Source organism: Pseudoalteromonas luteoviolacea CPMOR-1 (assembly GCF_001625685.1).
In the GTDB taxonomy this organism is placed as follows: Bacteria; Pseudomonadota; Gammaproteobacteria; order Enterobacterales; family Alteromonadaceae; genus Pseudoalteromonas; species Pseudoalteromonas luteoviolacea_K.
The window spans coordinates 174,653-197,932 of record NZ_AUYC01000035.1 but is presented as its reverse complement, the minus strand read 5'-3'; the positions used below and the strand labels follow the sequence as shown (position 1 = coordinate 197,932).

At 40.4% G+C, this 23,280-nt stretch carries 19 protein-coding genes; 9 read left to right on the top strand and 10 right to left on the bottom strand.

All coding sequences use genetic code 11. From position 1 onward, the window contains the following. Positions 1–85 precede the first annotated feature (85 nt). The 6 genes from pcp to N473_RS15475 form a co-directional block, all read right to left on the bottom strand. Positions 86–748, bottom strand: a complete 663-nt coding sequence (gene pcp, locus N473_RS15500; protein WP_063368700.1) for a pyroglutamyl-peptidase I — start codon at positions 746–748, stop codon at positions 86–88. After that, the gene (locus tag N473_RS15495) at positions 741–1,763 is read right to left on the bottom strand and encodes a DUF979 domain-containing protein (RefSeq protein WP_063368699.1); all 1,023 of its coding nucleotides are present in this window, start codon (positions 1,761–1,763) and stop codon (positions 741–743) included. The genes pcp and N473_RS15495 overlap by 8 nt, the downstream gene beginning before the upstream one ends. After that, complete coding sequence (locus tag N473_RS15490; RefSeq protein WP_046355092.1) at positions 1,760–2,497, bottom strand: DUF969 domain-containing protein; 738 nt, start codon at positions 2,495–2,497, stop codon at positions 1,760–1,762. Before N473_RS15490 ends, N473_RS15495 begins: the two co-directional genes overlap by 4 nt. Further along, complete coding sequence (locus N473_RS15485) at positions 2,494–3,432, bottom strand: biotin-dependent carboxyltransferase family protein (RefSeq protein ID WP_063368698.1); 939 nt, start codon at positions 3,430–3,432, stop codon at positions 2,494–2,496. The genes N473_RS15490 and N473_RS15485 overlap by 4 nt, the downstream gene beginning before the upstream one ends. Then, positions 3,426–4,082 (bottom strand): 5-oxoprolinase subunit PxpB, encoded by a 657-nt coding sequence (gene pxpB, locus N473_RS15480; protein ID WP_063368697.1) that lies wholly within the window; start codon positions 4,080–4,082, stop codon positions 3,426–3,428. Before pxpB ends, N473_RS15485 begins: the two co-directional genes overlap by 7 nt. Positions 4,083–4,246: 164 nt before the next feature. Next, positions 4,247–5,761, bottom strand: a complete 1,515-nt coding sequence (locus N473_RS15475) for a leucyl aminopeptidase (protein ID WP_063368696.1) — start codon at positions 5,759–5,761, stop codon at positions 4,247–4,249. A 400-nt stretch (positions 5,762–6,161) separates the two neighbouring features. Between N473_RS15475 and msrA the strand changes: the two genes are divergently transcribed. After that, positions 6,162–7,373, top strand: coding sequence for a peptide-methionine (S)-S-oxide reductase MsrA (gene msrA, locus N473_RS15470; RefSeq protein WP_196766424.1), 1,212 nt, complete (start codon positions 6,162–6,164; stop codon positions 7,371–7,373). A gap of 169 nt (positions 7,374–7,542) precedes the next feature. Here the strand turns inward: msrA and N473_RS15465 are convergent, their stop codons facing one another. Beyond that, positions 7,543–9,342, bottom strand: coding sequence for an acyltransferase family protein (locus tag N473_RS15465; protein WP_063368695.1), 1,800 nt, complete (start codon positions 9,340–9,342; stop codon positions 7,543–7,545). 1,064 nt (positions 9,343–10,406) lie between these two features. On the opposite strand from N473_RS15465, the gene N473_RS15455 reads away from it, so the two are divergent. Together N473_RS15455 and N473_RS15450 are read left to right on the top strand one after the other, a co-directional pair. Next, a complete protein-coding gene (locus N473_RS15455; protein WP_063368693.1) occupies positions 10,407–10,718 on the top strand; it encodes a hypothetical protein in 312 nt (103 codons plus the stop codon). Continuing rightward, positions 10,715–12,337 (top strand): PepSY-associated TM helix domain-containing protein, encoded by a 1,623-nt coding sequence (locus N473_RS15450; protein WP_063368692.1) that lies wholly within the window; start codon positions 10,715–10,717, stop codon positions 12,335–12,337. Before N473_RS15455 ends, N473_RS15450 begins: the two co-directional genes overlap by 4 nt. A gap of 21 nt (positions 12,338–12,358) precedes the next feature. Here the strand turns inward: N473_RS15450 and N473_RS15445 are convergent, their stop codons facing one another. Together N473_RS15445 and N473_RS15440 are read right to left on the bottom strand one after the other, a co-directional pair. Beyond that, the gene (locus N473_RS15445) at positions 12,359–14,146 is read right to left on the bottom strand and encodes a sensor domain-containing diguanylate cyclase (RefSeq protein WP_063368691.1); all 1,788 of its coding nucleotides are present in this window, start codon (positions 14,144–14,146) and stop codon (positions 12,359–12,361) included. Positions 14,147–14,237: 91 nt separating this feature from the next. After that, positions 14,238–14,762 carry a TetR/AcrR family transcriptional regulator gene (locus N473_RS15440; protein WP_063368690.1) on the bottom strand — a complete coding sequence of 175 codons (525 nt, stop codon included), beginning with the start codon at positions 14,760–14,762 and terminating at the stop codon, positions 14,238–14,240. Positions 14,763–14,898: 136 nt separating this feature from the next. Between N473_RS15440 and N473_RS15435 the strand changes: the two genes are divergently transcribed. The 5 genes from N473_RS15435 (at position 14,899) to N473_RS15415 (ending at position 20,685) form a co-directional block, all read left to right on the top strand. Beyond that, complete coding sequence (locus N473_RS15435; protein WP_063368689.1) at positions 14,899–15,114, top strand: hypothetical protein; 216 nt, start codon at positions 14,899–14,901, stop codon at positions 15,112–15,114. Positions 15,115–15,293: 179 nt separating this feature from the next. Beyond that, positions 15,294–15,776, top strand: a complete 483-nt coding sequence (gene purE, locus N473_RS15430) for a 5-(carboxyamino)imidazole ribonucleotide mutase (protein ID WP_039610090.1) — start codon at positions 15,294–15,296, stop codon at positions 15,774–15,776. A 1-nt stretch (position 15,777) separates the two neighbouring features. Further along, positions 15,778–16,926, top strand: a complete 1,149-nt coding sequence (locus N473_RS15425) for a 5-(carboxyamino)imidazole ribonucleotide synthase (protein WP_063368688.1) — start codon at positions 15,778–15,780, stop codon at positions 16,924–16,926. A 57-nt stretch (positions 16,927–16,983) separates the two neighbouring features. Next, positions 16,984–17,922: a YeiH family protein gene (locus N473_RS15420; protein ID WP_063368687.1), complete on the top strand. Its 939-nt coding sequence runs from the start codon at positions 16,984–16,986 to the stop codon at positions 17,920–17,922. A 279-nt stretch (positions 17,923–18,201) separates the two neighbouring features. Beyond that, a complete protein-coding gene (locus N473_RS15415; RefSeq protein ID WP_063368686.1) occupies positions 18,202–20,685 on the top strand; it encodes a prolyl oligopeptidase family serine peptidase in 2,484 nt (827 codons plus the stop codon). Positions 20,686–20,783: 98 nt separating this feature from the next. Here the strand turns inward: N473_RS15415 and rrtA are convergent, their stop codons facing one another. Further along, complete coding sequence (gene rrtA / locus N473_RS15410; RefSeq protein ID WP_063368685.1) at positions 20,784–21,374, bottom strand: rhombosortase; 591 nt, start codon at positions 21,372–21,374, stop codon at positions 20,784–20,786. Positions 21,375–21,455: 81 nt separating this feature from the next. On the opposite strand from rrtA, the gene ggt reads away from it, so the two are divergent. Continuing rightward, positions 21,456–23,228, top strand: a complete 1,773-nt coding sequence (ggt, locus tag N473_RS15405) for a gamma-glutamyltransferase (RefSeq protein ID WP_063368684.1) — start codon at positions 21,456–21,458, stop codon at positions 23,226–23,228. The last annotated feature ends 52 nt before the right edge of the window (positions 23,229–23,280 follow it).

The following is a 23,280-nucleotide window of genomic DNA, read 5'->3' as shown; positions in this document are numbered from 1 at the left end:
CTAAGTCACACAGAAAATTTTAAACATAAGAGAAGAAAATAAAGGAGGATTTTGGTGCATTTCTGCACCAAAATAAGGCAGGGGCTTAGTGGGTGGTGCCCGCAGCGATGGCTAAGTCTTGATCGTGAGTCAAAGCAGAAGCAACCATGGCTTTCAGTGCTGCAATGACTGTAGACTCCGCCATACTTGGTGCACCACTGTGGTGCACTGCCTGCTCAGGCAAATATGGAATATGGATAAACCCGCCTTTCAAATTGGCCTTGTGTGTTTCGATATAGTGACATAAACCATACATCACATGATTACACACATAGGTGCCAGCAGTATTTGAAATACTGGTAGGAATGTGCGCTTCGTGTAGATCCCAGAGCATCTGTTTTATCGGCAGCTTGGCAAATACTGCCGCTGGACCGTCTTTAATTACAGGGGTATCGATTGGCTGGTGGCCTGCATTGTCTTTGATCCTTGCATCGTTGATATTGATAGCAATACGCTCGATGGTGATATCACTTCTGCCGCCAGCTTGACCGACACATAAAACAAGATTTGGTTCGTGAAGCGCAATGCTGTTATATAGAGATTCCAGTGACGTATCAAATTCACAAGGTAATTCACGAGTCACCACCATGTGGCCCTCGATGATTAATCCTTCTAATTTTTGCACAGCTTGCCATGATGGGTTGATCTCTTCGCCACCAAAAGGTTCAAAACCGGTTATTAATACCGTAGGGTGATTCGGTTTAGTCATTAAATATTACCCCGTACATTAAGAAAATATTGATGATGAGTAGGGCGATCGCAGTAGGTATTTGTACTTTGATCACTTGGTATTTATCTTTTAAATCAAGCAGCGCTGCAGGCACGATATTAAAATTCGCAGCCATCGGCGTCATAAGCGTACCGCAGTATCCCGAGTACATGCCTATCGCAACCAGAGGCGCTGGGCTTGCATCATGTCCTTGAATTAAAAATGGTACGGCGATACCTGCGGTCATCACTGGGAATGCCGCAAACGCGTTACCCATAACCATGGTAAACAGTGCCATACCAACACAGTAGAGCACAACGAGCATGAAGCGATTATCTGGCGAAATAAACATAGTCACAATATCTTGTATTGCGGTACCTGTGTTTGCCACAATAAATACGCCACCAAGCATGGCGAGCATTTGTGGTAAAATTGCAGCCCAACCAATGGAGTCAACAAGGCGTCTAGACTCGCCAATTGCTTGAATTGGGCTACCAGAAGTGAACTTCCAAGCCACCAATAAAGCACCACCACACGCCAGAGTTAACGACGCTAGTGTTAAATGGTTTTGGTCAAATAAATAGGTACCACCTAGGTTAATACCGCCCAAGAATAATGTGCAAATTACGGTGATAATTGGGATCAGTACCGCAGGTATAAATAGTTTGTTGCCAATTGATTTTGCACTTTGATCGAGTTCTTCATCGCTTGGCGTGTAATAAGTTCCCATGGATACCTTGCCCATGCCTGCTAGCAGGGCGATGATGATAACACTCACACCAACCCATTGGTACGTTAGCGTTTCGCCAATAAGAGCAATTGAAAGGTCGCCAAATAAAAATACGTTACCAAACAACATCCAAAACAGGGCAGTGGTGTAGCGTTTTGGGTGCCCTTTATCTTGAAGTGTTTTGACAACGAGGAATAATACTAAAAACCCGATCAACAAATAAATATTTTCAATGGAAAGTAATGCCGGTACTTCAGCTTGTGATGAATGATTTACTGCGCTCATGCTGGTTCCTCGGACGTTGCTGATTTGTTTTGTGCTTCTTGCTGTCTGATTTCAGCAATTTTGTTGCAAATTTTGGCTTCAAGTCGGGCGAGGCGGAATAAATGAACAATAAGCGCAAAAATAGCAGTGGGGATCGCCCATAAACCGATATGAAGTGGTTCTATGCCCGCTATACCATTTTCTTTCAAAAACGCATCCATCAACAAGACTGCGCCAAAGGCGATAAAGATATCCTCGCCAAAGAAGACTGCAATGTTATCGCATGCAGCCGAATGTGCACTGATCATATCTTTTACTTCTTTTGGCAATTCACCATGTTGGTTCGCGGCTGCGCCTAGCGCCATGGGAGCAAGTAGTGGACGCACAGTTTGTGCTTGACCTGCAAGGCTTAAAAGTCCTAGAGCTGCAGAGGATTCACGTACAACAAAGTACATACCTAGTATTCTGGCAGTGGTTGCGCCTTTGATGTTGGCTATCCAGTTTTTAGCACGGTTTTGTAAACCATAGCGCTCTAAAATAGCAATCACGGGTAAGATGAGTAAGAAGCTGGCAAGTTGCCTCGAATTCATGAATTTTTCGCCAAAGGTGGCTAGTAATTCAGAAAAGTTTAGGTCGACAGCCCAACCAGTAATAAGACCGGCTGCGGTGACGACTAATAGGGGATTGAACCGCAGGGCAAAGCCCAATACGACTACCAAAATCCCCGTAAGTGGGAGTAAGTTTAATTCAGTCATGTGTTTTTCTTATTGTGATGTTGTACAGCGATTTCAAGCTGTGCTAAATGTTGTAATTGTTGCGTTTTTGCCTGTAAAGCTTGCGTCCTATCGACGGATAAAAACTTACATTTTTGGCCAGTACTAAGCTGACTAAACTGTCTAAGATCTGCCTCAATAACTTGACCAACGATGGGGTAACCGCCCGTGGTTTGGCAGTCATTCAATAGCACAATGGGTTCGCCATTTGGCGGCAATTGCACTGTTCCTGGGCAAACGCCTTGGCTTGCAATGCTGATGTTGTGGGTAAAGTCAGCCTCGCTTGATAGCCTAACGCCCATACGATTACTTTGCGGCAATACCCCCCAATTTTGCTCAAACAAGCTTTGTTGTTTGTCTTTTGGCATGATATCTATGTGAGGCCCTACAATGACACGTATTGTGTCAGTATACTCTGGCAGCGCAGCACCGATGGAGCGTAGAGCTGTGTTGGTCTCATATTCAAGCATGTCACCATCAGTAAGAGGTTTTCCACTTATGCCACCAAACTTAGCTTGTAAGTCTGTAGAATAAGAATTCATGACAGAGGATAATTTTGAAAAACCATTTTGGATCGCTAAATAGGCTCTAAGCCCGGTTTTACTCGTAGCAAATGTTAACGTATCACCCTGGTTAGCATAGTAGCGCCAACCAACCGCCAATGGCCGCCCAGAAAGCTTTGCACCAAGATCAGCCCCTGTAATTGCAAAATTTGTTGGTTTCTCAAACTTAAACTGACATAGACCCACTGTAATTTCTATAACAGGTGTTTCTTGTTGGTTGTTTAGCAGTATATTGGCACTTTTTGCTGCCAATGGGTCTAACACACCAGATTGTGAAACCCCTAAGTGCCTAAAGCCTTCTCTTCCTAAATCTTGTATACATGCTTGAATACCAGATTTTAAGATTGTTAGCATATGCCCTCCGTGCTAGGTATAAATTTCACAACGTCTCCAGGTTGTAAAATACTGGGTGAATCTAAATTATGATTGAATAATGCGGTGTCTGTATGACCAATTAATCTCCAACCACCCGGAGATTCGCTCGGGTACACAGCGGTTAAGTCTTGTGCGATGGCCACGGATCCTTTTGGAACATGCGTTCTTGGTGAGTCCAGTCTCGGCAAGTGTAGTTGCGAGTTTAATTCTCCAAGGTAAGCGAAGCCGGGCAAAAAGCCCAAAAACTTAACTTGGTAGCTGCATTGACTATGAAGCTCTACCACTTGAGACTGTGAAAGGCCGGTTAAACTAGCGACAGACTCAAGGTCTGGCCCAAAATGTTTTCCATAATGTGTCAAAATTGTATGGACAGTTGGTTCATAAGATTCTGGCTTTATGTTTTGCCAAGCATCTTGCATCTTATCTAACCAATATTCTGGGTCTTGAGAATGCATCAAATAGCCAGTGATTGTGGTTTTTGCAGGGACTATATCAATAAAGGCCTTTTGGTCTCGCATCCACGCGTGAAGCGCGAAAAGTTTACTTTGTTGTTCCTGGGATAGGCTACCTTGTGTGATCTCTAAAACGAGTGCACGCTCGCCTAGGATATAGATCTTGTTGTTAGTCATTACGTTGTCTTTATTATAATTTGCAACACGATATTCTTATTATTTTGGCGTTGTCATATTAGGTGAATATGCGTGTTTAATATACATATTTCTGGTGTGCGAGGCCACACTATTAGAAATAACAAAAAAAGCCATGCAATTGCATGGCCTTTTCTGAAAATAGATTAGTTACTGCTTAATAACCATTCACTAAGAATTCGTACGCCATAACCTGTACCACCTGCTGGTACTTCATCTTTGGTTTTCTTAGAAATTGCATTACCTGCAATATCAAGGTGTACCCAACGTGTGTCGCCAACAAACTGCTGCAAGAAAGTCGCTGCAGTTGTTGCACCTGGTCCATATGAACCGACATTTGTCATGTCTGCGATATCAGACTTAAGCGCGTCTTTATAACCGAGAGGTAAACGCCATACTTGTTCGTTAACGGTTTGACCTGCAATGGTGAACTCTTTTACTAGCTCGTCGTCTTCTGAGAAGATAGCAGAGTAATCGTTACCAACTGCGCGGATTTTTGAGCCAGTTAATGTAGCGAGGTCAATCATGATTTCTGGCTTATAGAACTCACGAGCGTACCATAAAGCATCACTTAAAATTAGACGACCTTCAGCATCCGTATTAAGGACTTCAACACTTAGGCCTTCCGCTGTGCGAAGCACATCACCTGGTGCGAAAGAGTTTTCAGATACCATGTTTGCAGCCATAGGCATTACAGCAACCACATTTACATCTGCTTTTGCTTTTGCCATAGCCTGTACGGTACCAAGTACAGCAGCAGCACCAGCCATATCTACTTTCATTAACGCAATAGATTTGCCTGTTTTAACGTTATAACCACCTGAGTCAAAGGTAATACCTTTACCAACTAATGCGATAGGCGTGTCGTTGTTTCCCTTATAGTGTGCGATAACAAGGCGTGAACCTTGCGCACTACCACGACCTACTGCTTCTAGTGCACCCATGCCTAGTTCTTTAATTTCAGCAGGCTCTAGTACTTTGACTTCTACACCATATTGCTCAAGCTCTTTTGCTGCTTTTGCAAAATCAACAGGTGTCATTTCTGATGCAATTTCTGATGTAAGGTCACGCGCTAAGAAAACACCTGATTGAATGTGCTCGAGAGTGATGTACTCTTTAGCTGCTTTACGTTTGCTGTCTACATCAATGCTATAGCTTACATTAAAATTGTTTGGCTCTTTTTTGTACACTTCAAAAGTGTGGTCACGAAGGTTGATACCATGTGCTAGTTGAGCCGCAAGCTGTGAGTTATTTAACTCACCGTCAAAGTCTTCAAAAGCTACTGCAACACTGGCAGACTTTTTGTCTTCTAACTTGGCGTGTAAGTTGCCACCAAGTTTTGTCATTTTGCTTGCGTTTAGTTCGTCTTCTTTACCAAGACCAACCACAATAATGCGTTTATAGTCAGAGGATACCGGCGCTAGTACTTCAACTGTTTTTCCAAATTTACCTTGGAAGTCTTCACTTTCTAATGCTCTGTTTAATTGCGCTCTAGTCGGTTTGTCTAGAAACTTGAAAGCCGATTTTTTATCTTCAGCTTTGAACACAACTAAAGAATCTGCGTTATCAAGTGTAGAAGTGAATTGGATGTCTGCAGCGTTGACCGAAATTGATGTACCAAGTGCGACTGCGATCGCTGAAAGGCGAGAGATAAAAGACATTTTTATAATCCTCTGGATATTGCGTGGCAATGTTTTACCTTATTTTAATAGGCATATTAATCTAATGTCGTTGAACTGCTCGTATTGTAGGGTGAGTTGCAATTGCAGCGAACAAATAGCACGTGTGAAATGAGTGTAGCAATCAGATTTAAACTTTGCATAGCGCATAAAAACTTAGTTAAAAAATAAGGTTTTTATTCATATTTATTCTAGATATGTCACTAATATCGCAGTTTTTAGACTTGGTGTGCTTGTCATTACTATACAAAATTTTGAAATGGTTTTAAGGGAAGCACGGTCCCATTGATTAGATGACTATGATAGGAGCATTTAAGTGAAAAGGCAGATTACCTTTACTTTGTTACTGGGTTTATGTTCGGCTTTTAGCTATGGCGCTGATATGCCAAAGCCTGAAATGGAAAATGCGAGTGTGAATATTCAAACGCTTGTGCTTGGCTCTGGGTGTTTTTGGGGGCCAGAGAAACGCTATGAAGCTATGAAAGGTGTGATTGATGCCGAGTCTGGTTATGCTGATGGTCGAGGTTTTAAAGCAACTTATAAAAATATTATCAGCCCTCGTAGACGTTTTGATGAAAACAATTATGCAGAAGTGGTGAAAGTTACTTATAACGCTAATTTGATTTCAACTGAGTCTCTGATTAAGTCGTATTTTGAAAGTCATGATCCTACGCAAAAGAATCGCCAAGGGAACGATGTGGGTACTCAATATCGTTCAATTATTTTGTTTGATACAGATGAACAAGCCAAGCAAGCTCATGATTTAAAAGCGCGTTACCAGTTGTTATTACAACAAGAAGGTTACGGAGATATTCAAACCAAAATTAAGCCACTTGAACGATTTTATTCAGCGGAGGAGTACCATCAGAATTATTTAGCAAAAAACCCCAACGGATATTGTCCAGATCACAGTACAGGGGTGACTTTTGAAAAAAAAGAAACAAAATTTGTTGATAACGATGTTTTGAAGAGTGGTAAACATATTGTCATTCTAGATTCTCGCAGTTACTGCCCATATTGCGAAAAATTAAAAAGCACCGTACTCAATGACTATCAAGGATCAATTCCACTTCACTATAGGTACGCAGATCAGTTACAAGGCATAGATATAATGTCGGCTACTTGGGCGACACCAACTATTTTACTTATTGAAGATGGCAAAGAGGTCGCAGGGTATCAAGGTTTTATGAATAGAGAGACCTTCTATAAGGTGCTCGGCGCTTTTAAGTTAGGTGACACAGAAGCATATAAGATTGCGTTTCAAAAGGGTACAGAGAGACCGTTTTGCAAGCAGTATGATATTTTTAAAAATACAGGAGAGGGTGTATTTGTCGATAAGCTTAGTGGTGCACCATTGTTTGATACGAAAGATAGGTTTAATTCAGGCACAGGTTGGTTATCGTTTAAATATCCAGTTAAAGACAGTGTGACGTACCATCAGGACTTGAGTTATGGCATGGTAAGAACTGAGATCCGATCAAAATCAACTGGTATCCATTTAGGTCATGTATTTGAAAAAGAAGGGCCTAAAGGCACAGATAGATACTGTATTAATGCCAATGTTTTGGATTTTATTCCGAATAATGAAAGTTGATACTAATTGAATAGCCTTTATCTGCACAAGTTGACATAGTGTGTTTTTAAGAAAAGGTGAGAAGACTGGTTTCGTTATCAACCTCTCGAATCATCACTGTTAAAACTTGCTGGCAATACTATTAGAAATTGTAGGTATTGCCAGCAGAGTTTTTTACATTTATTACACCTTATAAGGTTTGAACAACTATTTTGCTGATTGCTTCTTCCAGTACTCTGCTTCCTGTTAAAGTAAGGTGCCCTTGATCAAAATACAATGGTATTCCTTCTTCATTTTTATACATACAATCAGGCCTACAAAAATAATCTACCACTGGCACTCGTTCAAAGTTACTTGTTTGTATTTGACTAAGATTGTCAAAAAACTCTCTATGCAGTGACATGTATTCGTCTTTTGTCTGATGAAGATTTTCAACAGACCCTTTTAGTTGAAAATACATCTTTTGAGGAACGTGCTCAGCCCAAACTGGTACAGGATCGATAAAAGTAACACGTATATTGTTTTGGTCAGATAATGCAACGAGCTCTGTCAGTGCCTCAGACTTTATGCCCATAGGCGAAAAGTGGGCAACAATGTGATTAATATCTTTTGACTTTGCCTCAGTAACGATTTGGTTTGGTGTTAAACCGCCAGGCATAAGAGGATTATTGTGAACAATGAAATGAGTTGATATTTCATTCTTTTCAGCGATTTTTGCAAACGTTGTTTTAATCGAGTCGGCATGGCTATTACCTACCAGTAAAATCGCTTCATGTGTGTTTTGAGATTCATTTGATAGTTCACAGGAAACTGCTGCAGGGTTAATCATTCTAATTAACTTTCCACATCTGTAAGTTGATCTATCTTCGAATGCGCTGAATATTTTCTCTTCTTGCTCTGAAATCATCGAGGTTTTTACGATAGGCAATGCAATTGCTAGTGCAAGCGTTGCAGAGACGAAACCTGCAGAGAGCTTTACGATACTGATTTTAAACTTTCGGGTTTCGACGAACTTATGTAGTAAGGTCGATGAGATAACAATTAGACCAAAAATAATAAACCAATCTGCCGCATTAGTGATATCAAGAATTGTGCCGCCAAATGGCTCAGATAGAAATAATACTATGATTGGAAAGTGAACCAGGTAAATAGAGTATGAGTAATTGCCCAGTTTAGCTAATGAATGTCCGATGATATTTTGTTCAGCAATAACTGGGAGTCCAAAAATTAAGACCATACAGGTAGCCAGAGATACCAAAAGTGCAAACAATCCCGGGTGGCCTGTGATAACACTGAGGGCGACACCATCCACGTTTAAAAAAGGAATGAGCAAGATAAATAAAAGTCCAACGGCTCCTAACCACCTAAACTCTTGACGTTTAACATCACCATTATTGGTTAGATATAGGGCGCAACCAAAACCTAGTAAAAATTCCCATATTCTTAAGGGCATCATAAAGAACGAGGTTTTAGGAGAGATTGTTAAGACCGCAAAACACAATAACATTGACGACAATAAAATAAAAAGAAGTGAAAAGCGTAATTTGTGAAAGATATAAGCAAGTATTGGGACGATTAAATAGAATTGGATTTCAACACCTAAAGACCAGAGGTGCAGTAATGGGTTAAATTCAGCCTTACTGAAATATGAATTTTGTAACCAGAAGCCTACATTGGATAAAAATGTAGAACCGAAAATTGCTTGAGATATTACTTGATTTGTTTCATTAGGGGTATTTATTAAAAAGCTGATTACTAAAGTACTTAAAATCACTACATAGTAAGCTGGTAGAAGTCTTCTTGCTCGTCGTATGAAAAAGCCTTTAACATCATCACTTTTATATAACACAGCCATTAAAAAGCCGCTAATTACAAAAAACACATCAACACCTAGAAAGCCACTTTGTATAGCTTGGATCCCCAAGTGAAAAAGTACTACATAGAGAACTGCAACCCCTCTAAGCATTTGTATATCTGATCTATATTTCATATTTCCTCAAAAACCAATAAGAGCTAGACGCGCAACATTTCTATTTTATAGAAGCGTCAAATAGTACTAGCACAATTATTACCTTATAAAATGGCAAATTTTTACGTTTTGTATTACTGCACACCCTAACAACAACTTTACAATATGTCACTATGTTAGGCATCGTGGTGATACAACTAATATTGTCTAAAATGATATTTGGCAACTATGGTGATTGTAGCCGCCTAAAAGGATTTTCAAAAGAAATACTGAACGTTGAAATCACAAACTCGTATTATTTTTAAAATGAATCTGGCCCTTAATAGTCTTGACGAAGTTTGCTAGCTTTATGGTCATTAGAGCCAAGAATAAGTCATCATTGAGATTTGCTATTAAGACTAACTAAAAAGCCTCAAAAGCCCCTATGACGATGCTGACGCTAATGTTACCTGAAGTAAACTGACTAAAAATAATTCCACTGCCTACATCGAAAGAAACATAGAGACCCATATTGTGTATTAAGCCGAATTTTTAGTCATCATTATTGCCTTTAAGTCGAGTGTTCCTCTTGAAATCAGTGATAGATAAAAATGGATAATAGCCCATTATCAACTATTACTTTTCAGTCAAAGCATACTTTTATGCTAAGTGTCCATTTCTATATAAACCAAAGGCTACGAGTATGAACAAATTCATTTTATAGAAATTTCCACGCCGTATTTATAATAAAAACCATTATCATTACACTTAGGCGGTGCAATGATGTTCCTATTATGTTTATAATCCCGCATCCCAAATACTCTGATTACTAAGGACAGGAGCATAGGTATGTACTCGTTTCTTATGGTGCTATTGATAAGCACTGGTGTGATTTTTTCATATTTGTCTAATAGACACCAAAGGCTATTAAAAAAACCGCTCTCTAAAACATACCAAAAAGTAAGCTATGGGTTGTTAGTTATGGCGACTCTGGTAGGGGGGCTTTATTTTGTTGGTTCGGCAGGTGTTTTTATGTGGCTCCTTATTTTAATGGCAGCTTTATTTTGTTTTCCGTTTGTCGCGCTATTTATTAAAAGGAATTAAGCATGTCTCAAACAGACAAAATCAAACCACATTGGTGGAGTAAGACGTTAGCAGGGGTGTTCGCAGGGTTTTTCTTAGCGCTTGGCTTGGTAGGAATTTTTGCGTGGGTTGGTCCGACAGGCCTAACGGAGCAAATTACGGCCGAGCAGAGGTCTTGGAAAACACAATTTAATATGTGGATGATCACACCTGTTTGGTGCTTGATCTTAAGCTTTGTTTATATGTTTAAGACCGGTAAGCAAGCTTGGTTATATCTTGGCAGTAGCGCTGTTATATCAATTACAATTGTCTATGCATTAAGGAGTTACCTATGAAGATTAGGTCAGATATTTTAAGGACATACCAGAGCGTGCATACATGGACAGGTATTACAGCAGGCTTATTGCTGTTCATAGGCTTTTTTGCCGGTGCGCTTACTATGTTTAGCTCCGCTATTAACGACTGGGCGACACCGCCAGACTATCAATTACCTCAGGTGGAGCCGGGTCAGCATGATGTATTATTACAACAAGTTTTGTCTTCAAACCAAGAAGCACTCAAAGGGATATCAGTCAGCTTTGAAGAAGCTAGTTCACCAATATCATGGTATGGGCATGGTTCTGCGCGTGGATTTTCGATGGATGACCAAGTTTGGCATGCAACATTAAATGAACAGGGAGATGTGATCACCGAGCTGCGCCATGTGAACGAGCTTTCTATGTTAGTGGACTACTTACATCGTTCAGCGGGGATCATTGGTGAGCTTGGACATGACCAAGCTGGTGTGTACGTGCTTGGCATTGCAGCATTTCTATATTTTATTGCCATTGTATCTGGGGTAATTTTTTTATTACCAAGTTTAGTAAAAAGCTTTTTTGCCCTAAGAAAAGAAAAAGGTGCAAACCGTTTTTGGTTAGATTCACATAACCTTGTCGGTATTGCGAGTTTGCCGTTTCATATCATTATCGCTGTGACTGTAATCGTTTTTTCATTTCATGACCTATTTTACGGTGGTTTAAGTCAAGTTTACGGTGATAAACCCATGTTTGGTGGCGGTGAAGCGCATGAAGAGGTCCAATATGAATTAAAAGATCTGCCATCATTAGATGAAATAAAGCAAGCTGCATTAACTTATGCACCAGGTTATGAAGTAAAAAGCATTAGTTTAAGCCGCTTAACAACCGAACACCCCTCTGCAACAGTAATGATAGTTAGTGAGCGTACTTTAATGCGGGGTCCACATAATGATTATATATTTATGAACCCTTTCACATTAGAGATTAACTCGAGCAGCGTCACTAGTGATCATGGGCAGCAAGGCGTCTGGGGCGCAATCGTAACGAGCTTTTTTGGCTTACATTTTGGGAGTTATGGCGGAGAACTCGGAAGATGGCTTTATTTTGTAATGGGCTTAGGTGGCGCGTTTTTGTTTTACAGTGGAAACCTAATCTGGCTAGAAAAAAGGCGTAAAAAACAATCTATCGATCAAAGTCGCTCTAGTCACTTTATGGCGAACTTAACGATTGGCGTGACGCTAGGGTGTGCAATTGGTTTGGCAGGTACTTTCGCAGCTAGCAAATGGCTGACATTAGCTGACTGGAATATCAATATTGCTTATATGTGGGTTTACTATACGTTGTTCTTAAGCACAATGGCGGGCTCATTTATCATAGGTGCAGCAAGGTTCAGCATAATTGGCTTAAACTTGTTTATTGCATTGTGTATTATGATACCGCTTAATTCAATGATTGCTTTAGTGCTGCCTTCAATCGGGATTTGGATCCCTAATTCGGTGGCTGATTTCGGTATTGAAATGGGTGCGATTGGGTTTGCACTGGCAGCTTACTATGCATTACATCGAGCTCGACAGAGAGTTTATGAAGGTGAAATAAACAGTATTTGGTATTGTCCTAAGATGAGTAAGCTGTCACACGCTCAAAGTCGAGTGGCATAATACTCTCATTTAGCCGGCGGTTTAAGAGTCTAAAACTGAACCGAGAGACACTTGGTTGCGACCGTGCTGTTTGGCAAAGTATAGGGCCATATCGGATTGTTTAACCAATTCATGTGGCTCTAAATCTATACCCCAACGCGTAGCTATGCCTATACTTACAGTCAGTTTAATTGCTGTATTTTCAAACTTAACGAATGATGCTTCTGTGTGCTTTCTTACTAACTCGGCCAACTCAAATGCATCTCCTTCATTGCATTCTGGGAGCAAAATACAAAATTCTTCACCTCCATAACGAGCAACCATATCTCCAGCTCGTGTACACGTTTTTTTTAGCATATCTGCAATATGGGCAATGCATTTATCACCACACTGATGACCGTAGGTATCATTAATTTTTTTAAAATGGTCAATGTCGATCATTAATAAGCTGACTGAATGTCCGAATCGTTTCGCTCTCATGCATTCAGTATTGAGTGCATCATTGAGGCTTCGTCTATTAAATACTTGTGTGAGTTCATCAATACGAGAAATATGTTTGAGCTTGTCGTATGCGGTTTGAAGCTCTCTAGTTCTGTTCATGACTTCAGTTTCGAGACGCTGATTAGCTTTGCGAATTTCTGTCATACTTCTAGCTTGCGCGACAAAACGCTTCCTTCTTTCTGAGTTTATTCGTTCTGCCATAGCAAAGGACAAACAAGCAACCTCTATGGACGTACCAATAGTTAACGCATGCTCGGTAAACCAGTTATTAGGTAAAAAGTTTAACTTGTTTGCGGCAAGGATAAGTCCGCCACACAATGCTGCATTCCATGCCAATGAATAATATGTCGAGAAATGAGTGCCTTCAAAAAGCTTGACTGTCCTAGTAATGACGCCCCAAGAGCAGGCTATTGAAGCATATAAAATGATAACTCTAATCATCGTACCATATGTAAAATACATGGATGCAAATAACAAACAGATCCCTGAGCCTATAATGATGAGACAGCCTCTGTATAAAATAAGGCTATTTCTTCTTAGCTCTAACAGTTTGATAATAAAAAATGTACCCGCTAAAACAGCTGCCACCAAGAAAAATAGAATAGATTGGTCGTTCCACCATAAACTTCCTTGCCACAGATACTTAAAGGCAAGTCCAGATAAGCTGAAATAAAAAGCGATTATGGCCGAGACGTAAACAACGTAGTATAGAAAAGTGTCGTCTTTGAGAGATAAGTACATAAAGATGTTGTAAATTACCATAATACTCATCAAGCCAAAATAAATTCCGAGAAAAAGCGTGTTGAGTTGATCGGTTTCATAGAACTCTTGTTGTTCCCAAAGTCGTATAGGTAATTGTAAAGCACTGGTTGATTCTGCTTGAATAAACAAAGTAAGAGGGCCACTGATATCTTTATTTATGGGTAAAATAAAGTTGTGGTGTTTGATTAAGCGGTCGTTGAAATGCTGTTTGTCACCAAGTTTGGCATAGCTAAGTACATCATCATTTTCCATCAAGTAGAGTTTTAAACTATCAAGAACGGGATAGGCAATTTCAACTAGATAGGTGTGTTCGTCGCTTGGTAATGAGAAATCTACTTTAACCCAATAAATATGATCGGTATACCCCAAGTTAAAGTTGTTGACTTTATTCGTTGTCCAATGGTTTTTTGGTAAAGAAAGCACATCTACGATACCAAATTGGTTATTTTGTAGATACTGACTTCCTGCGCTGAGATTAACGTATTTGCCATTAGTGAGCGTTAGATCTGACTCAGCTGCATAAGCAGAGGACAGGAAGCAAAACAATAACACGAATATGGTTTTCACAAGCGGTAGATTGGGTAATGACTCTATCTAAAGCTTAGAAGTGGATATCCAATTGAGCAAAAACAATATGCAAAGAACACATCATACAGTATTATGTATGTATCATTTGTAGCTTCGCAGTAAGAAGTGATACTAAGTCGACAGAGGATAGGTGCTCATTATTTAGCCCATAGATGAGTGTCATAAAGTAACAATCCATCATTGCCGTAGCTTTTATTTCATCATACTTATGACCTTCAAAAAGCATGTGTTTAAACTCTGTAAGTTGTTCTTCAAAAAAGGCACTATGCCACATTAAGTCCTGCAAAAGCGCTTTGCTAAAAGGGCGGTTTTCACAGTAAAAGCGATACAAAAACTTGGCGTAATGCCTAAGACGCAAACGAGGACTTGTCTGTTCATTTTCTTGATGTGCAGTTTTAAGTACTTCATCAATACGCTGGTGCATTGCTAGTTTTAAAATATCAATTTTATTAGGGAAATGGCTAAACACCGTGCCAGTTGCAACAGAGGCATGTGTCGCAATTTGGCGCGTTGTTGTCTCTGCGTAGCCGTATTCTTGGAATAAGCCCCAACTAACATCTAGTATTTTTTGAGCTGTTATTTCTCTTTTTTTCATATTAAATCAAAGTATTGAGCACATGTGGAAGCTTATCATAAATTACTACAAATGTAACAAACTTATCTTTGGTATTGACAAAATTGAGCGTGCTCATTAAATTAATTGAGCGCGCTCAATTATTAGGAGGTGTTTGATGCTAACGCGAATTCTCGGCTATATCTTATTCGTTCCATTTATTGCTTTTTATAGTTATGTACTTGGTCCCGTACTAAAGTTAATTCTTATTCCTGGGGGATTGATGTTATTTATTTTGATTCTTGGTCCAGAAGCGTTTTTGAAGCATTGGCGCTTAGCTTCAGAACAGCGTTCTACTGATCCAAAATCAGTCCAAGAAAGTCCAATTGGATAATATTTGGTAAAAACGTATTCTTTGCAATGAGTTATATTGCAGCTAAAAAACCGCACTCTGCGGTTTTTTAATTATTGATGCTCGCTTTAACGTATCACTCGGGTATAATACTCCCGATTTCGGCGCAACCCCTTTAGCGCTGTAGTAAGTATCGTTTAATTTAGAATTGAGGATTTATTATGACGGTTGGCATTATCATGGGCTCTAAGTCGGATTGGCCTACAATGCAACATGCGGCAGATATGTTAGATAAGTTTGGCATTGAGTATGAAACAAAGGTGGTTTCGGCGCACCGTACTCCTCAATTATTGGCCGATTATGCATCATCAGCTGCTGATCGCGGTATTAAGGTTATTATTGCTGGAGCAGGTGGTGCGGCGCACTTACCAGGTATGGCCGCTGCATTTACAAGCTTACCAGTACTTGGCGTTCCTGTTAAATCTAAGACGCTAAATGGCGTTGATTCTCTACTTTCTATTTGTCAGATGCCAAAAGGTGTTGCAGTAGGCACACTCGCAATTGGTGATGCTGGTGCCGCAAACGCTGGTCTGCTAGCTGCTCAAATCTTAGGTTGTCAACAACCAGAGATTTTTGAAAAGGTAGAAGCGTTCAGAAAAGCGCAAACTGAAACAATTCTAGCCAACCCTAATCCTGCTGAGTAACATGAAGGTATTAGTTCTAGGCGCGGGTCAATTGGCCCGCATGATGAGCCTAGCTTCTACACACTTGGGTATTGATGTTTTAGCTTACGATGTAAGTTCTAAACAAGTGATAAACCCGGTGACTTTTGAAGTAAAACCAACCACACTTGAACAGGAAGTCGAACAGTCTTATGCTATTACGGCTGAATTTGAACATATTCCTGAAGATGTTTTACGCGTCTGCCAACAAAGCGGAAAATTCTTCCCTGGCGCTGAGTCTATCGCGACAGGCGGCGACCGTAGTAAAGAAAAGTCTTTGTTAGACAATGCGCAAGTTCCTTGTGCTCCCTACGCATTAATAACAGAAAAACAAGCATTCATTGACGCCATAGATGAACTTGGTTTACCTCTTGTGATCAAAACCTGCCAAGCAGGTTACGATGGTAAGGGGCAATGGCGCTTAAAGACACCAGATGATGCAGAGCAAGTTTGGTCTGAAATGAAAGACTTTTTAGATGCTGGCACGGGTGATGCACCACATTCTATCATTGCAGAAAAAATGATACCGTTTGATAGGGAAGTGTCCATTATTGGCGTGCGCACTAAAGATGGGCAGTGCAATGTATATCCTTTAACTGAAAACCAGCATACTAATGGTGTTTTAACTCTATCTATTGCAGGTAAGGAAAAAGCAGCAATTCAAGCTCAGGCTGAGTCTGCATTTGAAAAGCTAGCAACAGAGTTAGATTATGTTGGTGTACTAGCGATCGAGTTTTTCGATGTCGGCGGTCAATTGTTGGTCAATGAGATTGCACCTCGTGTTCATAACTCAGGACATTGGACGCAGCAAGGCGCACATACTAGTCAGTTTGAAAACCATATGCGCGCAATTACTGGGTTGCCGATTGGTTCGACTGAGTTGGTTAGGCCGACGGCGATGATCAATGTACTCGGACAGCAAAACATTCCACACAGTGTTTTAACTGTGTCTGATTGTACAAGTCACTGGTACGGTAAAGAGTCAAAACCAGGTCGTAAGATGGGACATATCAATGTGTCGGCAGACAACTTGCATCAATTAGGTGAGAGGTTAGCAGAGCTCGCTGATATCCTCCCTGAGGATGATTATCCTGGTGTCGGTGCCACAAGCCACAGTTTGATTTTGAATTAAAAATAGCCGAGCAATAGCTCGGCTTTTTATTGTATTAAGTATTTACTAAGTCCGTCTATGTTCACGAATAACCCAAACTATTCTAAAGCGTTATACATATTCTGTTTCATTGCATCTATTAGCCCACTGTTGGGCTCTGCAAGCGCGCTTTTTTTAGGCATTGCATTTGCGCTTTTTTTAGGAAATCCGTTCGAAATTAAAAGTGCAAATTTATCAAAGATGCTGCTTAAAATTTCAGTAATAGGGCTAGGGTTCAATGTAGACATCATGCAAGTGTTGGAGGTCGGTCGAAGCTCTATCGTTTTAACCATTGTCAGTATTACCGCAATTATTGGCCTGGGCGAGATTTTAACTCAGCTTTTTCGTTTAAACAAAAATACAGGGACTTTGATATCGTTTGGTACAGCCATATGTGGTGGCAGCGCTATTGCAGCGATGGCGCCGGTGATCAAAGCTAAACAAGACGAAATCGCCGTAGCACTGGCCATTGTGTTCTCACTTAATGCTGTTGGTCTGTTGGTATTCCCTTGGCTCGGTCATTATTTTGAACTTAGCCAAAGTCAATTTGCTGTTTGGAGTGCGCTTGCCATTCATGATACGAGCAGTGTTGTTGGGGCTGCAGCTGCCTACGGTCCCGCAGCACTTGCTATGGCAACGACAATTAAGCTAACTCGTGCAATGTGGATTGTCCCTTACACAGCTTTGGCAGGTGTGTTTTGGCGATCGGAGGAACGCGCAAGTATCCCCCTGTTTATTATTGGCTTTTTATTAGCCGCAGGAATTAATACTTGGGTACCATCGCTCAAACCAATTTGGGAATTAAGTTACGAGGGAGCCAAAGCACTGCTGGTTGGTACCTTGTTTTTGATTGGCTCTGGGATTTCAAAAAAAGTTCTATCGCAATGCGGCTGGCAACCTTTCGTTATGGCATTGATTTTATGGATTATTGTTAGCTCTGTCATACTTGTATTAATTATTGATGGTTTTATTAAATAAAATTACTAAATTTTTTTGAACCTTTTAATTTTGCACTAGTCTTAATATGTGAGGCTTGGATATGCCTCATTTCATATTCGTTGTTCATCAACGACTATGTGAGCGCAGAGAGTATTTGGCCAGTAGCTTTACTGGCCTTTTTTTACCCTTCATTGTTATCTTTTTGTGAACACACCTGCAAACAAGCTAAAAACTTTGTTTATTGGTCTTAAACCTATCGAATAATGTTCTATCTTTTGATTAAATTGCGACGATTAAAATCTTAAAAGAAGAGCTCTAATGAAAAAATCCCTTTTGAGCATTGCCGTAGCAGGTTTACTGCTAACGGGCTGTCAAACAACAAGCCAACAATCTGATCTTGAAAACGCAAATAATAGTACGAAAACTGTTGCAGAAAACGTACAAACACCGCTTGATTTTGGTAGCGAAAATATTACGCTCGAGCAAGCTATGGCTGATCCAGATTGGATAAGTCGCTCTCCAGAAGGTGCGTACTGGGGTGCAGATAGCGAGACAATCTACTTCAATCAAAAACAAGTAGGCAATCAGCTTAGGGATACTTTTTCAATCAATGGTAAAGGTACAAAGCAAATCGCTTTGTCAGACCTTCATAAGATTGGTAGTAATAACGCCATTTACTCTGCCGATGGTAAGCTGCAAGCATACACGTTTCAAGGAAATATTTTTGTCAAAAATACTGAAACGCAACAGATTAAACAGCTGACTCTATCAAGTGAAAAAGAAAGAATTATCCAGTTCATGAACTCTGGACAGCTTGCATATAAAGTAAAGAATACAATTTTCTCTGTTGATGTTGAAACAGGCCTGACACAAGAACTTGTAAAGCTACACCTAGGTAATAAGCCACAGGGTACGCCAGAGCCATCAACTTACATCGCTAAAGAGCAACATAAACTTATTGATTATGTCGCGCTTACTCATAAAAATGCTCTTGATAGGGAAGCTCGTCAAGCAGATATTGAGTCGCAAAATGGCTCAATTGCAAACCAGCAAATATACCTTGGCGAAGGGAATAGACTTGTAGAGTCAAGTATTTCCCCAAGCGGCGACAAGCTCATCGTGGTAGTGAGTAAAGATGATGTTTTTTCTCAAGCGACTAGTAAAGACATTATGCCAAACTACATTGGACAAGATGGTAACATCGATCCAGTGCAAGCTCGAAGCAGAGTCGCTGATAACAAACCAGTAGAAGTTGAAGTACGTTATTTCGATTTAAAAACGGGTGTTGAAAAATCGATTGGCTTTGAGACATTACCTGGGTTTGATGAAGACGTCTTAGCGGATGTCAAAAGAGAAAATGCTGAAGCAATAGGTGAGACTTACAAGTCTGTAAAAGAGCCGCGAGCTATCAAGATGATGTTAGATTGGTACTGGTCGCAGTCTCCAATTCAGTGGAATAGCAAAGGCGATCAAGTTGCCTTAATGTTTAAAGCATGGGACAACAAAGACCGTTGGATCGCCACATTAGATTTTGATAAAGGTGAGCTTGAACCTCAACATAGACTTCATGACAAAGCTTGGGTTAACTATGCTTACAATGATTTTGGTTGGTTGAATAACGAAGATACGCTGTTCTTCCTATCCGAAGAATCTGGTTATAGTCACTTATATGTAAAGCCTATTGATGGCAAAGCTAAGCAATTGACTTCAGGTAAGTTTGTTGTTTCTGAACCAAAACTTACCCGTGACAACAGCAAGTTCTTCTTTAAGGCAAATGTTGATCACCCAGGTATTTATGAAATTTACACGGTTGATGTAAATACCAAAGAGAAAGTTGCAATTACAGATCTCAATGGCTTAACGGATTACTCTTTAAGTCCTGATGAGTCAAAAGTATTGCTTAAGCACTCGAAGATAATGATGCCAACAGAGCTTTATGTTGCTGATGCAAAACCTAATGCCCAGCCTAAGCGCCTAACAAATACTGTATCAGACGAGTTTTTAAACAAAAAGCTAATAGCCCCGAAGATAGTTGCTGTACCATCTAGCCACACCGATGAGCCTATTTATGCGAAAGTATATTATCCGGCTGATTACAAACCTGGTGAAACGGGTAAAAAGCGCAAAGCGGTTATCTTTAATCACGGAGCAGGCTACTTACAAAACTCACATATGGGTTGGTCGGTTTATTTCCGCGAGTTTATGTTCCACTCACTACTTGCCAGCGAAGGCTATGTAGTAATGGATATGGATTACCGTGCTTCTAAAGGTTATGGTCGTGACTGGCGTACAGCAATTTATCGTCAAATGGGCACGCCTGAAATTCAAGACTTGGCCGATGGCGTTAAATGGATGACTGAAAACGCTAATGTAGACTCAGGTTCTGTAGGTACTTATGGTGGGTCTTACGGTGGTTTCATGACCTTTATGGCATTGTTTACGCAACCTGAACTTTTCCAGGCAGGTGCTGCACTTCGTCCTGTTACTGATTGGGCATATTACAATGACCCGTACACGTCAAATATTTTGAATAGACCTGATGTAGATCCAATTGCATATAAGCGAAGCTCACCAATCTACTTTGCAGAAGGCTTAAATAAACCTCTATTAATCAATGCGCCAATGATTGATGATAATGTGTTTTTCCAAGATGTGGTCAGATTAGTGCAGCGTTTCATTGAACTTGAAAAAGAAAATTTTGAAACAGCTATCTACCCGGTAGAACCGCACGGTTTCGTTCAACCTTCAAGCTGGTTAGATGAATATCGTCGTATCTACAAGCTATTTAAAGAAAACCTTTAAATAAAATACAAAAAGCCAGCATATTGCTGGCTTTTTTGAATCTTATTGAGCAGTGCGAATTCATTCTACACTGTTAAATTGCGTTATTTACTGCCTGTTTAAGAGACAGAGTTGTGGTTACTTTTTAGTAAAGGGATTGCCAGCAAAAGTCCACCTATTGCGCCAATAAGGTGCGATTCTATTGCCACACGAGAATCTATTAAGTTACCTACCTCTGCACTTGGTCCAGCATATTGCTCCCAAGCGAGTTTACCCCCAATGCCCAGGAATAAAAGCATACCGGTTGGCTCTTTCATTTGAATATCTTTAAGCGCGCCCCAAACAATAATTCCGTGTAGCAATCCGCTCAATCCTGTGTATACTCTGATATCTGGACAAAATAGCCATATACCTAACCCGGTCCATAATCCGAGTAATAATACATGTGTAAAATAGCGGCGTATTGACGTATGCTCCGCATGCAGTACCCATATAAATAAAATGCCGACAAGGTTCAAAACTAAGTGCATCCAGTTAGTGTGGATATATTGACTACTCCAAATTCGCCAAATTTGACCTTCACTGATCAACTGACGATGAAACTCAAGGGTATCTCGCATATCAAACAGCATTAGTAACGTCGCGATTATCGCCAGAGTTACCGGTGGAATTATGTATTGAGGGCTGATAGGAAGGTTGAAACCAAACATGCTATGTCTACAATAATAAAGGTATTTTTATATATTGTGCCTGTTAACTTTTATGATGCCAACGAAGATCGAAAATAAATAATGAATACAATCAAATTTAAGCAAACATTCATTGCACTCATACTTGCATCCAGCTTTCCTGCGCTAGCAGATCAAGCTGACCCTAAAAAAAGAGAAGCGAGGGAGCCGGAGGCGGCAACAGGGCTTACTCTTAAAAAAGAAAAAATTTCAGAAAAATACATGGTTGTTGCAGCCAATCCTCATGCGAGTAAAGCTGGGCAGTTGATGCTACAGCAAGGTGGTAGCGCTATTGATGCAGCGATTGCTGCACAGCTTGTACTCACATTGGTTGAACCGCAATCTTCAGGTATTGGAGGGGGCGCTTTCATTCTTCATTACGATAAACAAAATGACTATTTAACAACCTTCGATGGCCGAGAAACCGCGCCTAAAAAAGCTGATCATAAGCTTTTTTTAGACAAAGAGGGCAAACCTGTAAGATGGATAGAAGCGGTTGTTGGCGGGCGCTCGGTGGGTGTGCCTGGCATCATTCATTCAATGAAGCAAGCACATGATAAATATGGTGTACTTAAGTGGAAACAGTTATTTAAACCCGCTATTGAACTTGCAAGTAAAGGGTTTAAGGTATCGCCAAGATTGCATATGCTGTTAAAAAAGGAGTTTAATCCGGGTCTCACAAAGCTGTCCCCAGCCAAAGAATACTTTTATCCTAATGGAAAAGCTTTAGAAATTGGTGCACTTGTTAAAAACCCTGAATTAGCTAGCTTGTATAGAGAAATCGCAGAGTATGGACCAAAGGCTTTCTATGAAGGTAAGTATGCCGAGGATATGGTAAAGGCGGTACAAAACTCTGAAATAGCACCAGGTCATTTATCAATGTCAGATTTGGCTAATTATCAGAGTAAAGAGCGTCACCCAGTTTGTACTTCTTACCACGACTACAAAGTCTGCTCAATGGCACCTCCCAGCAGTGGGGGCTTAACGGTATTACAAATATTAAAGCTGTTGGAAGGTAAAAAGCTAGCACAATATAAGCCAAATGACCCAGAAGCTGTTCATTTATTTACACAGGCCTCCCGTTTAGCATTCGCTGATCGTAACTTTTATATTGCGGACCCAGATTTTGTTGATGTACCTACACAAGGGCTACTTAACCCAGTTTATTTGAAGTCTCGAGCTAAATTAATTGGCGAGAGGGACAATCAAAATATGCCAGTGGGCGATCCTACCAAAGGCAAATTAACGTATGCACAAGATAACAGCTATGAATTACCCTCGACTACCCACCTTTCCATTGTAGACAGTAAAGGTAACGCAGTTTCTATGACTAGCTCCATTGAGATGGGTTTTGGATCTACGGTGATGGTTAATGGCTTCCTATTGAACAACCAACTTACTGACTTTTCGCTAGCGCCTAAAGTCGGGGGAAACTGGGTTGCCAATAGAGTAGAACCAAATAAGCGGCCAAGAAGCTCAATGGCGCCTGTAATGGTTTTCAATAAAGATGGTAGTTTAAAGTTAGTTGTTGGTTCTCCTGGAGGTAGCAGAATTATAAATTATGTTGCCCAAACAGTGATTGGTGTATTGGACTGGGGCCTCACTCCTCAACAAGCGATAAACCTTCCTAGAGTGACCAATAGGAATAAGTATACGACTTTGGAGAAAGGAACTGCGCTTAAAGCAATGAAGCCATGGCTTGAGTCGAAAGGACACAAAGTACGTATCTCTGACCTAAATTCAGGGATCCATGCAATCGAAATTAAAGAAGGCCTTCTTTTTGGTGGTGCAGATCCTCGAAGAGAAGGGGTCGCACTCGGAGAATCTAGCGAGTAAGCGTAGGATATTACAGATTATTCAGTTATAATGTATAACCCTGTTTACGGAT

What these genes read in the sequence shown, in the direction of transcription:
- pcp (WP_063368700.1), bottom strand. Translation starts at nt 748, where the DNA reads ATGACTAAACCGAATCACCCTACGGTATTAATAACCGGTTTTGAACCT.
- N473_RS15495 (WP_063368699.1), bottom strand. Translation starts at nt 1,763, where the DNA reads ATGAGCGCAGTAAATCATTCATCACAAGCTGAAGTACCGGCATTACTT.
- N473_RS15490 (WP_046355092.1), bottom strand. Translation starts at nt 2,497, where the DNA reads ATGACTGAATTAAACTTACTCCCACTTACGGGGATTTTGGTAGTCGTA.
- N473_RS15485 (WP_063368698.1), bottom strand. Translation starts at nt 3,432, where the DNA reads ATGCTAACAATCTTAAAATCTGGTATTCAAGCATGTATACAAGATTTA.
- pxpB (WP_063368697.1), bottom strand. Translation starts at nt 4,082, where the DNA reads ATGACTAACAACAAGATCTATATCCTAGGCGAGCGTGCACTCGTTTTA.
- N473_RS15475 (WP_063368696.1), bottom strand. Translation starts at nt 5,761, where the DNA reads ATGTCTTTTATCTCTCGCCTTTCAGCGATCGCAGTCGCACTTGGTACA.
- msrA (WP_196766424.1), top strand. Translation starts at nt 6,162, where the DNA reads ATGCCAAAGCCTGAAATGGAAAATGCGAGTGTGAATATTCAAACGCTT.
- N473_RS15465 (WP_063368695.1), bottom strand. Translation starts at nt 9,342, where the DNA reads ATGAAATATAGATCAGATATACAAATGCTTAGAGGGGTTGCAGTTCTC.
- N473_RS15455 (WP_063368693.1), top strand. Translation starts at nt 10,407, where the DNA reads ATGTCTCAAACAGACAAAATCAAACCACATTGGTGGAGTAAGACGTTA.
- N473_RS15450 (WP_063368692.1), top strand. Translation starts at nt 10,715, where the DNA reads ATGAAGATTAGGTCAGATATTTTAAGGACATACCAGAGCGTGCATACA.
- N473_RS15440 (WP_063368690.1), bottom strand. Translation starts at nt 14,762, where the DNA reads ATGAAAAAAAGAGAAATAACAGCTCAAAAAATACTAGATGTTAGTTGG.
- N473_RS15435 (WP_063368689.1), top strand. Translation starts at nt 14,899, where the DNA reads ATGCTAACGCGAATTCTCGGCTATATCTTATTCGTTCCATTTATTGCT.
- purE (WP_039610090.1), top strand. Translation starts at nt 15,294, where the DNA reads ATGACGGTTGGCATTATCATGGGCTCTAAGTCGGATTGGCCTACAATG.
- N473_RS15425 (WP_063368688.1), top strand. Translation starts at nt 15,778, where the DNA reads ATGAAGGTATTAGTTCTAGGCGCGGGTCAATTGGCCCGCATGATGAGC.
- N473_RS15420 (WP_063368687.1), top strand. Translation starts at nt 16,984, where the DNA reads ATGTTCACGAATAACCCAAACTATTCTAAAGCGTTATACATATTCTGT.
- N473_RS15415 (WP_063368686.1), top strand. Translation starts at nt 18,202, where the DNA reads ATGAAAAAATCCCTTTTGAGCATTGCCGTAGCAGGTTTACTGCTAACG.
- rrtA (WP_063368685.1), bottom strand. Translation starts at nt 21,374, where the DNA reads ATGTTTGGTTTCAACCTTCCTATCAGCCCTCAATACATAATTCCACCG.
- ggt (WP_063368684.1), top strand. Translation starts at nt 21,456, where the DNA reads ATGAATACAATCAAATTTAAGCAAACATTCATTGCACTCATACTTGCA.